The organism is Roseovarius litorisediminis (assembly GCF_900172295.1).
In the GTDB taxonomy this organism is placed as follows: domain Bacteria; phylum Pseudomonadota; class Alphaproteobacteria; order Rhodobacterales; family Rhodobacteraceae; genus Roseovarius; species Roseovarius litorisediminis.
On the sequence record NZ_FWFL01000004.1, the window covers coordinates 262,051 to 275,233 of the forward strand.

Here is a 13,183-nt window from a genome sequence, read left to right on the forward strand (position 1 = left end):
GCCCGCCTGCGCTTTGTCTTGCTGAAAATGCTCTCGTCAGAAGGCCCCGACGAGAGCGATCATCCGTTAGCCAATAAACTTCTTATAGGCGGCTTCATCCATGTAATCGTCCAGCTGGGACGGGTCACTTGCCTTGATCTTAAAGAACCAGGCATCGCCCTGAGGATCTTCGTTTACCTTGCCCGGCTCATCAACCAGCATCTCGTTGACCTCGACGATCTCGCCGTCGATCGGCGCCAGAATATCGCTGGCGGCCTTGACGCTTTCGATCACGACGGCCTCGTCATCTTTGACCACTTCAGTGCCCACTTCCGGCAGGTCCACGAACACAACGTCGCCCAGCTGTTCACTGGCATGTTCGGTAATACCCACAACTACGACATCATCTTCGACGCGCAGCCACTCATGTTCTTCGGTGAATTTCATCTGTCTCTCCTTCGATGATCAGCGTTTGAAATTGGCTGGGGTAAAGGGCATTGCAGCAACCGAAACAGGTTGGCGTTTGCCGCGCACTTCCCCAAAAAGTCTTGTCCCTTCTGCGGCCAGATCGCTGGGTACATATCCCATCGACATCGGCCCCTGAATCGTAGGGCCAAAAGCGCCGGATGTGATTTTGCCAATCACCTCTCCACCCTCTGCGGCGGCGTATAGTTCAGTACCTTCGCGCATCGGCGCCCGCCCGTCGGGGCGCAGTCCGACACGGGTACGCCCGGCACCATTTTCCAGCTCATCCAGTATGCGATCCGCACCGGGGAAACCGCCCTCGCGTTCGCCGCCCCTGCGGCGCACCTTCTGGATGGCCCATGTCAGTGCGGCCTCGACCGGGCTGGTATTTGCGTCAATGTCATTACCATAAAGGCAAAGCCCGCCTTCCAGGCGCAAACTATCACGTGCGCCCAGGCCGATGGGTTCCACATCCTCATGTGCCAGCAGTGCTTTGGCAAATGCCACGGCCTGATCGTTGGCTACCGAAATCTCAAAACCATCCTCGCCAGTATAGCCCGAGCGGGAAATCCATAGTTCACCAAAATCGGAATCGAACATACCAACATCCATGAATTTCATGTCGGCCGTCTCAGATACAATACCGGACATCACTGCCTCGGCGGAGGGCCCCTGCAGCGCTAAAAGCGCCCGGTCGGTGATTTCTTCAACGGAACAGTCGGCAAGGTTTTCGCGCATATGGGCGACATCGCCTTCTTTGCAGGCAGCGTTGACGACCACGAACATATGATCACCGCGATTGGCCAGCATCAGATCGTCCTCGATGCCACCCTTTTCATTGGTGAAAAACCCATAGCGCTGCCGGTTTTTGCCCAAATCCGCCAGGTTCACCGGAACGAGCGTCTCCATGGCCAACGCAGCAGCACGATAGCCCTGGTTGGAAAAGACAATCACCTGCCCCATATGGCTGACATCGAACAACCCTGCCTTGGCGCGGGTGTGGAGATGTTCCTTCATCACGCCCAGTGGAAATTGTACAGGCATCTCATACCCTGCAAAAGGCACCATCTTGCCGCCCAGTTCAACATGCAGGTCGCGAAGCGGAGTTGTACGCAGATCGCTCATCTCGGTCCTCCCAAAAACTGCCGGGGAAAATCTGGCGATCTTTCCGGCATCGTTCCGGCACGCCTCTTGGGCTGTGCCACGATGCCCCCTCTGTCCTTTCGCCTGAGATCGCTATCCCTTCGGCGGGTGCAGCTTGCACCACTCTCCAGAGTACTTCAATCCAATCGGTCCCTTTTGCCTGAGAGTTTCCGGGGCGGTTGCTCCTTCGGCACCGGCATAGCCGGTTCTCCCGATCAGATTTCAGTGTGCGATAGTATGCCGCGCGATTCGTTGCAAGTCACAATCGTTTGGGGCTGCATCTTTCTGGTTGTTCAGTCCCGACCATATGGCTTGAACTCATCTGGCGCCCAGTGTCCCTCCACCGTCAATCACGATGTTTTCCATGGTGATGTGACGCGCCCTGTCAGACAACAGGAACAACACCAGATCGGCCACGTCCTCAGGCTGCGCCATGCGGCCCAGCGGAATTCCCAATCGCCAGCTGCCCGTGTCACCCTTCAGCACTCTTTCACGGCTTTTGGTGTCACCTTGATAGGCTGCCTGCATCGGTGTGTCGGTCGAACCAGGCGAAACGATATTGCAGCGGATGCCATATTCGGACAACTCCAGCCCCAGGCATTTCATCGCCATCTCAAGCCCTGCCTTGGATGCCGGATAGCCACCCAGTAACAAACGCGGAGTGGTACCCGAATTTGAACCGATGGTCACAATCGCGCCCTGTCCGGCCTCAATCATCTGCCGAGCCACGATCTGGCTCATCACAACGGTTGCGGTCAGGTTGATGGCGATTGTGTTGGCCAGTGCATCCTCGGGTGTGTCCAGCAGTCGCGATGATTTCAGGACACCCGCCGAATTGACCAGATATCGTGGCGGCCCAAGATCAGCTTGCGACTTCGCCAACGTCTGTGCAACTGCGGCTGTGTCCTGAATATCAAGCGCAGTCGCCAACACTTGATCTGCAGGGACCTTTGCCTCGTCTGCCAGCGTCAGCAGCTTTTCCCCGGACCGTCCGATTGCCTGCACGTGGCATCCGGCAGCCAGCAGTTGCAGCGCAATTGCCCGGCCTATACCCTGCCCTGCTCCGGTGACGATGGCTCGTCCGGACAATCCCAATTCCCACATACCTGAATTCCTGCCCAATCTGTTGCTGCAGATTGGAAAGGCAGCGCTGGTCAGTTGTCAACCAATGCCTCGCGCCTACATCCCGGCAGCGCCATGATATTGGCCAAAGCCGTGTTATTGCAGACCAGTTCATCAAGCGTTATTTTATCCAGATACACATAGAACGCTTCCGCAGCCGCCGCGATGGCCAGTTTCAGCCGGCAGGCGTTTACCAGCGGGCAAGTATTATCGACATCAGCGAAACATTCGGCAATCGGCGCGCCCGCCTCCAACTCTCGGAAAACTTCACCAATGGTAATCTCGGACATCGGACGTTTTAGCTTAAGCCCCCCGCTGCGCCCGCGCTGAGTGCTCAGATATCCCAGTTGACCCAACCGGTTGATTACCTGCGCCAGATGGCTTTCCGATGTGTTGCAACACGCCGAAATTTCAGACTTCGTGACCAGTCGATCAGAATTCACCCCGCAGAACATCAGCAGACGAATAGCTATATTGGTTCGTTTGGTGATACGCATGGCACCTGCCCAGTTGCTTGAATTCGCGCTATTCTGCTGGCAAATTGTTTTACACGACATGACTCAGATCAAGGGCCGGGCCGATAACATATAATTCACATGCATATTTCTTTGGCTATGGCAGCCTGGTGAATCGCGACACCCATGTGTTTGATGACGCCCATACTGCCAGCTTGCGCGGCTGGCGCCGGGTCTGGCGCCACACCACGCTGCGCCCGGTGGCTTATCTGACGGTCGTGCCAGACGCCGACAGCACGATTGAAGGTCTGATCGCCGCGGTTCCAGGCGATGACTGGATTGCTCTGGACGAACGCGAACGCGCTTATGACCGCGTCCATGCCGCGCATCAGATCACGCACGGCTTGCCCCATGAACCGCAAATCGCTGTCTATACCATCCCTGATGGCCGTCACGGCATCCCGTCAGAAACCTACCCCGTCCTGCTTAGCTATATCGATGTGGTGGTGCAGGGCTATCTGCGCGAATTCGGCGAGGACGGCGCCGAGCGGTTCTTCAATACCACTTCGGGCTGGGATGCGCCGGTTATGGACGACCGCGCCGCACCGGTTTATCCACGCCATCGCACACTCAAGCCCGATGAACAGGATTTTGTCGACGACCGCCTACGTGCCCTGTCTGTCCGGATCATCGACCCGGCCTGATGATCCGCGTCTAAGGCCACCGGTCAAGGCGGATGCGCGTCGCAATCAGCCACTGGACCTCTTGCCCTACATCGCTCATGCTTCAGGTCAGGAGGCGATATGCACAGCATCAAACCCACGTCAAAACCCTTTCTTTTGCTGTTGCGCCTCAGCCGGCGTCTGTGGGTGCGCGTGGCGCTGATGGCTTTTTTGGCCATTCTCGCCTCGGTCTCGGCGATGCTGCTGGATGACCTGATCCCAACCTTCCTGCGCGAACGCTTCACCCCCGACGCGGTGATGCCGGTCCTGACTATCCTTGCCTCGGGCATGTTGGCCGTCAGCACCTTTTCATTGAATGTGATGGTCACCGCGCACAACGCCGCCGCATCCCAGGCCACCCCGCGGGCCCATCGAATCCTGCTGGCCGATACGACAACCCAGACCGTTCTGGCCACCTTTATCGGTGCCTTTGTCTATGCGCTCAGCGCCATTATCCTGTTCAAGGCCAAACTTCACGCGCCTGGGGCTTCGGTGGTTGTGATGGGCTATACAGTTGTGGTGTTGGTGCTTGTCATCCTGGCGATACTGCGCTGGATCGACCATCTGAGTGATCTGGGCAGCATGGATGCCACCCTGCGCGCAGCCGAGGCCGAGGCGCGTTCCAGCCTGCTGCAAACCCGCAAGTTCCCTGCGTTTGGCGCTATTCCCCTGACATCCGACACCGTGATCCCCACAGGCGCAACACCCCTCTGCGCACCCTGTTCGGGGTATCTGCAATTCATTGATGTACACCAGGCAGACAAAACGCTGAAATCCACGGGCGCCTATGCCTATATCACACTCGCGCCGGGCCGGTTTGTTTTGGAAGGTCAGCAACTTGGTCATGTTTCCGGCCTGCCCGAAGGTAAATTGGAGTCGATCCGGAATTGCCTGACATTTGGCCAGCACCGCACGTTCGAACAAGACGCGGGCTTTGGCCTGCTGGTCTTGTCCGAGATCGCTTCACGCGCGCTTTCGCCAGGCATCAATGATCCGGGAACCGCGATCGACGTGATCGCCCGTCAGGAAAAGCTTTTATGGGAATGGGCCCACACAAGCCCACCCGAAGAGCCGCCGCAATTTGCCAATATTTTCCTGCCCGAACTTACCGCAAGTGATTTGATTGAAAATGCTTTCTCAAGCACAGCACGCGACGGGGCCTCGGTGATCGAGGTGGGATGCCGCCTGCAACATGCCCTGCATTCGCTTTCGCAATGCAGCATTTCCGGCATGGCCGACGCTACCGAAAAGATGTCGTCATATGCGCTTGCGCACGCGGACACTGCCCTTTTGACCGACGCCGACAAGAACCGCCTGCAAAAGGCTGCAGCCCCCGATGGGGGCTTTAGCCCTTCGCTTTGATCTTCTGCAGCAGCGGCAACACCTGCGCCATATCCGGCCCATGCGCCTGACCGGTCAGCGCCTTGCGCAGCGGCATGAACAACCCCCGGCCCTTGCGGCCCGTCGCTTCTTTCACCGCAGCGGTCCACTGTCCCCAGCTTTCGCTGTCATAGGGGCCGTCCGGCAACAACGTCAAAGCCTCGGCCACAAACTCGCGGTCCTCATCGTCAATTACCGGCTCTGCCCCGTTGCGGAACATCTCCCACCAGGAATCCAGATCGGCCAGAATGGTGATATTCTCACGGGTCACGGCCCAGAACTGTTTCGCCATGTCGTCCGGCACACCAATCGCTGCGATCTTTGACTTTACCGACTCAAACGGCAGCCCCTGCAGATACCGGCCCGTCAGAGGAAAAAGATCGGCTACGTCAAACTTGGTTGGCGCTGCGCCAAAATGCGAAATATCGAACCCATCAATCAACTCGGCCATATCATTGCGCAACTCTACCGGATCAGACGACCCCAGCCGCGCCATCAGGCTTAGCAGCGCCATCGGCTCAACGCCCTGGTCACGCAGATCGCGCAAGGCCAGCGTGCCCAGACGTTTCGACAGGCTTTCGCCCTGCGGACCGGTCAGCAAAGAATGATGCGCAAACGCTGGCACTGCACCACCCAAGGCCTTGATGATCTGGATTTGCGTCGCCGTATTGGTCACATGGTCAGATCCGCGCACGATGTTGGTCACACCCATGTCGGTATCATCCACCACCGATGCCAGCGTATACAGAACCTGACCATCGGCCTTGATCAGCACCGGGTCACTGACCGATGCCGCATCGATCGAGATATCGCCCAGAATACCATCGCTCCACTCAATCCGTTCCTGATCCAGTTTGAACCGCCACACACCATCTCCACGCTCGGCGCGCAGCTTGTCCTTGTCTTCGTCTGTCAGGTTCAGCGCGGCGCGGTCGTAGACCGGCGGCCGGCCCATGTTCAGCAGCTTCTTGCGCTTGAGGTCCAGTTCTGTCGGCGTCTCGAACGCCTCGTAGAAACGCCCCATCTCGCGCAGGCGATCGGCAGCCTCGGCGTAACGGTCCAGCCGCTCAGACTGCCGCTCGATCCGATCCCAGTGCAGGCCCAGCCATTCCAGATCCCGCTTGATCCCATCAACATATTCTTCTTTTGAACGTTCCGGATCGGTATCATCGATCCGCAGGATGAACGTGCCGCCGGTTTTGGCGGCGATCAGGTAATTCATCAGCGCGGTGCGCAGGTTGCCCACATGGATATAACCGGTGGGTGACGGGGCGAAACGGGTGGTGGTCATGTGTGTCTCCTGGTTCGCCTGCGAAATGTCATATGAAGCAGGCTTTGTCCAGAAAACTAGGGAGGCATTCCGCGCAGTAGCAGCAATGCAGCGGCTTTACCCGACCCTGAACCGAAAAGACGCAACCATCCTTCCTGGCAGAAGCATGCCGATGCCGGTTGGCGGACCTCACAATGATGTGAAACCCGGGTGACCTCTACGAAAATGCACTATCTTTTGTTCATCCATAGGAGGAATCGCATGACCAAAACGATGCTTACCCGCCGCACTGTCCTTGCATCTGCCGCAGCGTTGCCGCTTGCAGGGGCATTCTCTGCCGCCCGTGCAGCCGCCCCGATGCTGGGCGCTTCGACACCACCCTATAACCGCTTTAATCTTGGCAGTTTTGAGATCACAACGCTTTTGGCGGCCACCCGCACCGTCCCCGATCCTCACAAGATTTTCGGGCTAAACACCAGCGAAGAAGAGTTTGCAGCCGCCTCGCTTGCGGCTAACCTGCCAACCGACAAGGCGCAGTTTTTCTTTACGCCGACTTTGGTGAATACCGGTGCGGAGCTGGTGCTTTTTGACACCGGTCTGAATCCCGATGGGATAACCGCGGCCCTGAGTGCTGCCGGATATACCGCCGATCAGGTTGACGTTGTGGTTATCACCCACATGCACGGCGATCACATCGGCGGTCTGATGGCAGATGGCACGCCCACTTTTGCCAATGCACGCTATGTAACCGGCGCCACCGAATTTGACGCCTGGTCAGCGGCTGGCAATGCAGGGTTTGACTCTAAAATGAAGCCTCTGGCCGAAAAGACCACCCTGCTGAACCCCGAAGCCAGCGTGGTTTCAGGCATTACCGCAATCGGCGCGTTTGGACATACACCGGGCCACATGACTTATATGTTGGAAAGCGACGGCAAACCGTTGTTGCTGGGCGCGGATTTTGCCAACCACTATGTCTGGTCGCTGGCCTATCCGGATTGGGAGGTCAAATTCGATCAGGACAAGACCGCCGCCGCCGCAACCCGGCGCAAATTGTTGGGCATGCTGGCAGCCGACAAGCTGCCCTTTATCGGCTACCACATGCCCTGGCCTGCCCTGGGCTATGTCGATACCCGCGGCGATGGCTTTCACTATGTGCCGTCAAGCTATCAGATGATGCTTTAGACTTCGCATTTAAGGCGGGGCAGTTGATTTAAAACTGCCCCGCTTTTTTCAGGCTGTTCCAGGCGAAACGCACATATTCAGTGCGGAACGAATGGCCGCCCTTGAACATACAGAAATCCAGAATCTCGCCCTCATTGTTGCGTCGGTTACGGCACGTCAATCCGCCTTGCTGCAATCTGGTCTCTTGCCCAAAATTTCCAAAATCACGGTACATATCAATGGCCTCCATCACGTCCCCCTGATGGGTGTTCAAAATCTGACGCCCGCCCAGCGGTACGGTGGGATCAGAATCGCCATGAATATGCACCACGCTGGCTACCGGAGATTTGCAGATCTTGGGCGGCTTCAGCCAGAACGTGCCGGAAATCGGTGCAAAGCCGAAAAAGCGGTTGGGCATCGCACAGGCCAGATTCCAAACCATCATGCCCCCTGCCGAAAACCCGCTGGCCATGATCCGGCTGTCATCAATGGCAAACCTCTTCGTGACATCCCGCAGCACCGCATCGACATAATTGAACTCAACCGATCCATCCGCATCCTCATGCCGCGGTGCGTGGGGGATAACCCAGTCGTCATCGCCCGATTTCAATGCAATCAGTGCCACCCCCATCTCAGACGCCATACGCCGCAGGGATCTATTGCGCATCACCCCCTTGGCCGACCCGCGATAGCCATGGGCAAACAGAATCGCACCGACGGGGGTTTTGCCATCATGCCCTTCAGGCATGGCAATTCGGTAGTGACGGCTTCCTAACTGGCAGTCACTATCAGGTCCACAGGCAAAGGTCGGCGCGGCCGCCATACATGCAAGAACGGCAAGCAAAAAACGCAGGCGCATCGGTAAATCCTCTGGCTTAAAAAGTCAGCTCCAATTTGCAGCCCTTTATGAATAGCTCAAATCACATCTTTGTGGTCATCAGAGATTACCGGCCAAAGGCTTTGGGTGCAAAGACCGCGGTATTTCCGTGTTGGTGAGCCGTCCAGCCGATATCCGGCACCGGCCATGAGAGTACCAAGTCGATCCAGAATTTCTGCTGCCGGGCGATCGCCTAGCGATATGGGTGTGCTGCGATCTTCCAGCACGTGCCGCGCCACGGTTTCTACACGTTTGGCGGCAGATCCCGATGGCGTGTAACGCCGCCTCACGGTCAAAATTTGCCTTGGAGAATACGCAAGATAGGAATTCAAAACGATGAGTGACTCGACGTTTGACCAATGCGTCTTTTCACCCTCACCCAGTTTGATACCAGTTTCATCTGCTTGCAGAAGAAGCTGAGGATATTTTGACTGCCGAGCGCCGGCCCAAAGAATCACCAGCCCCGCCAGTAGCGGCAGGCCTCAGATCGCGAAAACAAGAGGTGAAAACAGGCCCGACAGCCCGTATTGCGCAAATCCATAAAAGGCAAACAAAGCAACAAGGAAAAACACTGTACTCAGAATCATGAGCACGCGGGCGTTGGATTTGCTGCGTCGCACTTCAAACATCGGCTTCGCGTTCATCCCGCCAGCGGTTGACGATGGGATAGCGACGATCCAGCCAGAAGGCGTGTTTGGACAAGCGGGTGCCCGGGGCCGACTGGAACCGTTTGTATTCGCTAATGTATAGCAGGTGTTCGACCCGCTTGGCATCGGCCCGGTCATACCCAGCCGCGACGCAATCGCCGATGCTGCCATCCCGATCCACTAGGATTTCCAGGATACCGTCCAGCACGGGGTAATCAGGCAGTGAATCGCTGTCTTTCTGATCTTCGCGCAGCTCGGCACTGGGGGGCTTGTCGATCACATTGGGCGGGATGACTTCACCTTCGGGGCCCATCATCCAGTCACGGTGATTGGCGTTGCGCCAACGGCAGGTTTCAAAAACGCGGGTCTTGTACATATCCTTTATCGGGTTGTAGCCGCCCGCCATGTCGCCATAGATGGTTGCATATCCTACCGCGACCTCGGACTTGTTGCCGGTCGTCAGCAGCATCTCACCGAACTTGTTCGACATGGCCATCAACAACAGCCCGCGCAGGCGCGATTGGATATTCTCCTCGGTCAAGCCCGGCTCGGTTCCCTCGAACAGGGGCGCCAGGGTATTGGTAACGGCCTGCCGCCCCTCGGATATTGGCACAAAATCATACCGGCAGCCCAGATTTTCGGCCACAGTCTTGGCATCGTCCAGGCTGGACTGACTGGTATATTCCGACGGCAGCATCACACAGCGCACATTCTTGGGTCCCAGAGCATCAACGGCAATCGTTGCCACGATGGCACTGTCAATGCCGCCCGACAGCCCCAGCAGCACCCGTTTGAACCCGGTTTTGCGCATGTAATCGCGCAGGCTCAGAACCATGGCGTTGTAATCCTGCTCATAAGCGTCGGGAATATGCGCCAGCTCACCCTGTTCAGCGCGCCAGCCCTCTGGCGTGCGCACCATATCAAGATGCGTGATCGCCTCTTCAAAAACGGGCATCTGCAACGCCAGCTCACCACCGGGGTTCAAAACAAACGTGCCGCCGTCGAACACCTGATCGTCCTGCCCGCCCACAAGGTTGAGATAAATCAGCGGCAATCCGGTTTCGACCACCCGCGCCACCATCAGGTTCTGACGCACCTCCATCTTGTTGCGGTAATAAGGCGACCCATTGGGAACCAGCAGAAATTCCGCCCCCGTCTCGGCCAGGGTCTCGGTCACGTCTTCATGCCAGGCGTCCTCGCAGATCGGACTGCCGATGCGCACATCATCGACGACATAAGGTCCGCCAACCTCGGCCGAATCGTAAATCCGCACCTCGTCGAACACAGTTTCATTGGGCAAATGATGCTTCAGCACACAGGCGCTCGTGCGGCCATTTTGCAGGATGTAATAAGCGTTATACAGCCCTGCCCCCTCAAGCGCCGGACCACCAATCGCCAGCGCCGGGCCGTCTGCGCAATCGTGCGCCAGCTCTTCCAGCTTGGCGATGGCCGCCTGGTGAAAGGCCGGTTTCATCACCAGATCCTGCGTGTTGTAACCAGTGATGAACATCTCGGGCAGCGCTACCAGTTGTGCGCCTGCCTTGCGCCCCGCTTCCCACGCCTTGCGTGCCATCACGGCGTTGCCGTCAAGATCGCCCACCGTGGGGTTCAGTTGTGCCAGTGTCAGGCGAAACCTGTCGGCCATCGGGTGCCTCGCGCTTGATTTCCTTGCCTGATTTAGCAGATCGCCCGGCGAGGGAAAGCCGATTTGAGCAAAACACATTGTCAGCCCGCCACCGGTCCACTAGATTTCCCGCACCCGCAAGGCATTGGCGGGCTGGGGCTTCAGGGGCAAAAATGACGTTTTCACTGACACGGACCATCACACTCATCGCCGCGCTGACCGGCGCCAGCATGCTGCACGCACAGGATGGCGATGTACGCACCAAGCAATATGACGATGGCGGCATCTACGAAGGCACCTTCAAGAATGGCCTTCAGCACGGCACAGGAACCTATACCCTGCCCAATGGCTATGAATATTCCGGCGAGTGGGTTGAAGGTGAAATCAAAGGCAAAGGTGTTGCACGCTTTCCGAACGGATCTGTTTACGAAGGTGAATTTGCAAAGGGCAAACCCAACGGCGTTGGCATAATCGTCTTTACCGATGGCGGCACCTATGAAGGCACCTGGGAAGATGGCAAAATCACCGGGCGCGGTGTGGCGGTATACGCCAATGGTGTGCGGTTCGAAGGAGGCTTTCGCAATGCGATGCACGACGGGCGGGGCCGAATGGAATCGCCCGGCGGGTATATTTATGATGGCGATTGGGTCAATGGCGTCAAGGAAGGCATGGCCAAGATCACCTATCCGGACGGCGCCGTATACGAAGGCGAGGTCAAACGCGGCACACGTGATGGCAAAGGCACGCTGATCATGCCCGACGGGTTGATCTATACCGGCCTCTGGAAAGATGGCCAGATCAATGGCACCGGCAAACTGACCCAGCCCAATGGCGATGTCTACGAGGGCACACTTGTCAGCGGTCGGCGCGAAGGCACCGGCCGCGTCACCTATGAAAATGGCGATGTCTATGAGGGCGAATTCAAGGATGACCGCCGCCATGGGCAAGGGAAATTCACGGGAACAGACGGGTACGAGTATGTCGGGTCATGGAGTGCCGGCAAAATCTCGGGCCAAGGCAAGGTCACCTATCCTGACGGATCGGTCTATGAGGGCGAGTTTCGCGATGATCTGGCCAATGGCGAGGGCAAAATTACCTATCCAGATGGCTCGACCTACGAAGGCGAATGGCGCGGCGGCGTGATTGATGGCACGGGCAAGGCCACCTATCCGAATGGTCTGGTCTATGAAGGCGAATTTCAGAATGCCCGCAACCACGGGCATGGCGTGATGACATATGCCGACGGCTACCGGTACGAAGGCAACTGGGAAGACGGTCAGCGCCAGGGCCAGGGCACAGCTACCTATCCCGATGGTACTGTCTACACCGGCCAGTTCAGCGCAGGCCAACGCCATGGTCAGGGCGAGATTGTGATGCCGGATGGCTTCAAATACTCGGGCGAATGGCAGAATGGTGAAATCAGCGGCAAAGGTACGGCCACCTATCTGAACGGCGATGTCTACGAGGGTATGTTCCGCAACGGCAAACGCCAGGGTGAAGGCATCATGCGCTATGCCACAGGCGAAGAGGCCAGCGGCAAGTGGCAGGATGGGGCCCTTTCCAATAAAGCAGAATCCTCAGGCAGCGAAGGCGTGGCCGATACGACCACGGATAATACGCCGTCTGAGTGATGGCATTGCCAGGCCGATGTGCGTGTGTTCCAGGCCCCCTTACCAGGGGACAGGTTTGCCCTGCCAGTCCAGAAACTGACCGGTGTGTTCCGGCGAAAGGCCGTCAAGTACCGCCAGAAGGTTTGCAGCAGCTTCAGGTGCCGGCACTGCGGGATGGCGGCCAAGATACTTTTCGGTAAAGGACGTTCGAACCGTCCCAGGGTGCAGCGCGACACAAATCGCGTGGCGGTGGGTGCGCGCCAGTTCAATCGCGCCGGTATGGATCATCTGGTTCAGTGCAGCCTTGGCGGTACGATAGGAATACCAGCCGCCAAAACCATTGTCCCCAATGGATCCGACTCTGGCGGACAGCGCAGCAAAAACGCAACGCCGGTCACGGGGCATCAGGCGGATCGCATGTTTCATTGCCAGCGACGGCCCTACGCAATTCAGCATGAATTGGTCCATCATTGCCCTGGCCGTGACCGATCTGAGGTTTTTCTCGGGCTCTGCACCATCAATCTCCAGCGCACCAGTGGCGACAAAGATCAGATCGAAGGGCCCAGCCAGAGGCCCAAGCACACGATGAACTGACGCCTCATCAGTTACGTCCAGACCGTCGCCGCTGCGCGACACCCCCGTGACAGCTATGCCCCTAGCGGTCAGGGCCGCGCTCATTGCATCGCCGATTCCGCCCGAGACTCCGATAATCAATGCCTTTTCCATGA

13 protein-coding genes and 1 riboswitch are annotated in these 13,183 nt (G+C 57.6%); of the genes, 4 read left to right on the forward strand and 9 right to left on the reverse strand.

All coding sequences use genetic code 11. The features are described from left to right. Positions 1–66 precede the first annotated feature (66 nt). The 4 genes from gcvH to PEL8287_RS09735 all read right to left on the reverse strand — a co-directional run bounded on the left by gcvH (position 67) and on the right by PEL8287_RS09735 (position 3,206). Positions 67–426 carry a glycine cleavage system protein GcvH gene (gene gcvH / locus PEL8287_RS09720; protein ID WP_085892180.1) on the reverse strand — a complete coding sequence of 120 codons (360 nt, stop codon included), beginning with the start codon at positions 424–426 and terminating at the stop codon, positions 67–69. Positions 427–444: 18 nt separating this feature from the next. Beyond that, a complete protein-coding gene (gcvT, locus tag PEL8287_RS09725) occupies positions 445–1,569 on the reverse strand; it encodes a glycine cleavage system aminomethyltransferase GcvT (protein ID WP_085892181.1) in 1,125 nt (374 codons plus the stop codon). Between the two features lie 155 nt (positions 1,570–1,724). Further along, positions 1,725–1,811: riboswitch (glycine riboswitch) on the reverse strand. A 94-nt stretch (positions 1,812–1,905) separates the two neighbouring features. After that, a complete protein-coding gene (locus tag PEL8287_RS09730; RefSeq protein ID WP_085892182.1) occupies positions 1,906–2,691 on the reverse strand; it encodes an SDR family oxidoreductase in 786 nt (261 codons plus the stop codon). 50 nt (positions 2,692–2,741) lie between these two features. Next, a complete protein-coding gene (locus tag PEL8287_RS09735) occupies positions 2,742–3,206 on the reverse strand; it encodes an RrF2 family transcriptional regulator (RefSeq protein WP_085892183.1) in 465 nt (154 codons plus the stop codon). 128 nt (positions 3,207–3,334) lie between these two features. Between PEL8287_RS09735 and PEL8287_RS09740 the strand changes: the two genes are divergently transcribed. Next, positions 3,335–3,868, forward strand: a complete 534-nt coding sequence (locus PEL8287_RS09740) for a gamma-glutamylcyclotransferase family protein (protein ID WP_235862267.1) — start codon at positions 3,335–3,337, stop codon at positions 3,866–3,868. A gap of 99 nt (positions 3,869–3,967) precedes the next feature. Continuing rightward, on the forward strand, positions 3,968–5,248 hold the full coding sequence (locus tag PEL8287_RS09745) for a DUF2254 domain-containing protein (RefSeq protein ID WP_085892185.1): 1,281 nt from the start codon (positions 3,968–3,970) through the stop codon (positions 5,246–5,248). On the opposite strand, the gene gltX is transcribed toward PEL8287_RS09745, so the two are convergent. Continuing rightward, on the reverse strand, positions 5,232–6,557 hold the full coding sequence (gene gltX / locus PEL8287_RS09750; protein ID WP_085892186.1) for a glutamate--tRNA ligase: 1,326 nt from the start codon (positions 6,555–6,557) through the stop codon (positions 5,232–5,234). The two genes, PEL8287_RS09745 and gltX, sit on opposite strands and share 17 nt — an antisense overlap. Positions 6,558–6,797: 240 nt before the next feature. Between gltX and PEL8287_RS09755 the strand changes: the two genes are divergently transcribed. After that, a complete protein-coding gene (locus tag PEL8287_RS09755; protein WP_085892187.1) occupies positions 6,798–7,718 on the forward strand; it encodes an MBL fold metallo-hydrolase in 921 nt (306 codons plus the stop codon). Between the two features lie 28 nt (positions 7,719–7,746). Here the strand turns inward: PEL8287_RS09755 and PEL8287_RS09760 are convergent, their stop codons facing one another. The 3 genes from PEL8287_RS09760 to PEL8287_RS09770 all read right to left on the reverse strand — a co-directional run bounded on the left by PEL8287_RS09760 (position 7,747) and on the right by PEL8287_RS09770 (position 10,866). Beyond that, positions 7,747–8,556 (reverse strand): CE1 family esterase, encoded by an 810-nt coding sequence (locus PEL8287_RS09760; protein ID WP_085892188.1) that lies wholly within the window; start codon positions 8,554–8,556, stop codon positions 7,747–7,749. 56 nt (positions 8,557–8,612) lie between these two features. Continuing rightward, positions 8,613–9,032 (reverse strand): hypothetical protein, encoded by a 420-nt coding sequence (locus PEL8287_RS09765; RefSeq protein WP_085892189.1) that lies wholly within the window; start codon positions 9,030–9,032, stop codon positions 8,613–8,615. A 163-nt stretch (positions 9,033–9,195) separates the two neighbouring features. Continuing rightward, positions 9,196–10,866, reverse strand: coding sequence for an NAD+ synthase (locus tag PEL8287_RS09770; RefSeq protein WP_085892190.1), 1,671 nt, complete (start codon positions 10,864–10,866; stop codon positions 9,196–9,198). Between the two features lie 152 nt (positions 10,867–11,018). Here PEL8287_RS09770 and PEL8287_RS09775 point away from each other — a divergent pair, with 152 nt between their 5' ends. Then, positions 11,019–12,476 (forward strand): MORN repeat-containing protein, encoded by a 1,458-nt coding sequence (locus PEL8287_RS09775; protein WP_085892191.1) that lies wholly within the window; start codon positions 11,019–11,021, stop codon positions 12,474–12,476. A 39-nt stretch (positions 12,477–12,515) separates the two neighbouring features. Here PEL8287_RS09775 and PEL8287_RS09780 read toward each other — a convergent pair whose 3' ends face one another. Continuing rightward, a complete protein-coding gene (locus PEL8287_RS09780; protein ID WP_085892192.1) occupies positions 12,516–13,181 on the reverse strand; it encodes an SDR family NAD(P)-dependent oxidoreductase in 666 nt (221 codons plus the stop codon). Positions 13,182–13,183 lie beyond the last annotated feature (2 nt).